The organism is Pseudomonas sp. P4_C3, from assembly GCF_056402075.1.
In genome coordinates, this window is record NZ_JBFUIC010000563.1 from 1 (window position 1) to 1,766 (window position 1,766).

Genomic DNA, 1,766 nt, shown 5'->3' on the forward strand with positions numbered 1-1,766 from the left:
ACTCATACCTGGGCTACCGAAATGAAAAACCGTCTACTTGTCACCAAACAACGTCCCGTCCATTCGTATGCCGAGCTTTGGCACGCATCCTATTGTGTTCTCAATGTCGGGCTGAATAATCCAGCCGGTTGTGCATGGCAGTTTTTGTCCAGCACAGTGCTTACGGCCTTTACCTTCGAGGCTTATCTAAATCACATTGGTCCCAGAGTACTCAACGATTGGGAGGAGAAAGAAAAGCTTCCGCTCTGGTCCAAATTCAAGCACCTACGCAAGGCATTAGATGTCCAGTTCCCCCAAGGCAAAGGGGCTCGCCCGCTGAAAACCATTGCCGAACTGTTTTCTTTTCGAAATACCCTTGCCCATGGCAGATCTTGTGAGCTCACGAGCGAGGAACATATTTCGGTTATCGAATTCGAAAAGCAGCACAGCGATCTTGTTGAGTCACAACTGCATACTGATTGGGAAACTCGTATCCGAACATCGGCGTTTGCACAGCTCGTGAGGGATGACGTTGAGATTGTGATTCGAGCACTGCATGCGGCCCGAAACGACGACGATGACATATTGTTCAATTCAGGCATCGGATCTCATTCAGCCACACTCGACGTGACATAGCGCATAGCCGCTCCAGGGGAGTGAGGGGCATTTTGTCGTAGCGCCCCCCCACATGAAGGTACTTCCTTTCCCAACCACACACTCTCTCGCTGCCAGCTTCCCAAGCTGATAACGAGGGTTCGATTCCCTTCACCCGCTCCACTATTTTCAAGGCCTGTACCCCCAGTAAAATCGGGCTCCAGCCCCATCGCCTACCCAGTATTACTCATATCGCTCTTTTAGAAATGCTCTCCCCGTACGTAAGAATAATTCTCAATATAAAGGGTTTTTCACGAGGTACCTAGTCGGGCTAAGGAATCAGCCCCTCGTGGATTGCCGACTGTCGGCAAACGTACAGTCATCTGCGTTACGTGTAGACAACTGATACACGCTATGGAATGATCTGTTTCGGGGAAAAACTCCCCCTACCCAGAAAGCAAAAAAACTCAAAACTCAAAACTCAAAACTCAAAACACTCAAAACACTCAAAACACTCAAAATTGCCAGAGGTAGTCAGCCATGAATCGTCCAACCAGCCGAGCAACAACGAAATGAACCTAAGGAGATAAGCCACCAACCACCACGAAGACCAAGGAAAAGACCATGACAAGCTCTCTATTGCGTGCGGAATCCGCTGCAACGGAAAAAACCAAATCCGTCCCGCTCAACATGCGGGTCGATTTTAAGAAACGAGACTTAATCGATGTGGCCGCAGCCATTTCGGGGAGTGATCGAACCAGCTTCATCCTGGATGCTGCTTGTAAAAAGGCAGAGGAAGTCATTCTGGATCAACGCCTGTTCGTCCTTGCTGACGATGACTTCGACGCTTTCGAGCAAGCCTTACAGAATAATCCCGTAAGGAGTAATAAATGCGTCCAGAAGCTGCTGAACAGACCCTCTCGCTGGAGCTGAGTGCACCGGTAAAGCTGAATGAGACCCACAATGTGGATCCGTTCGATTGTGGTGAGGAGTCCATCAACGAGTATTTGAAGAAAAAGGCAATCAAAGCCCAAGCTTCTAAGACCGCCACCGTGCTTGTCACTTGCCTCAAAGGTACGAATACCGTTGTCGGCTATTACACCTTGTCGAACGGGACGATAATGCGGGCAGACGTCGTACCCAAAAAAGCACAGCGCAACTCGCCCCAACAGCACCCGATCACAGTCCTGGGT

General features: G+C 49.7%; 2 protein-coding genes and 1 pseudogene. All 3 read left to right on the top strand.

Annotation, left to right across the window (positions count from 1 at the left end):
- Positions 1-615 (top strand): hypothetical protein (locus AC1DVH_RS30655; RefSeq protein ID WP_477756952.1); only part of this gene is annotated, 615 nt, incomplete at its 5' end.
- 582 nt (positions 616-1,197) lie between these two features.
- Positions 1,198-1,506, top strand: coding sequence for a type II toxin-antitoxin system TacA family antitoxin (locus AC1DVH_RS30660; protein WP_154946804.1), 309 nt, complete (start codon positions 1,198-1,200; stop codon positions 1,504-1,506).
- Positions 1,464-1,766, top strand: a pseudogene (locus AC1DVH_RS30665) (hypothetical protein); the annotation flags it as partial. The gene AC1DVH_RS30660 and the pseudogene AC1DVH_RS30665, both read left to right, overlap by 43 nt.

Bases quoted from the DNA above. Each gene is read 5' to 3' on its own strand.
- AC1DVH_RS30660 (WP_154946804.1), top strand. From the start codon at position 1,198: ATGACAAGCTCTCTATTGCGTGCGGAATCCGCTGCAACGGAAAAAACC.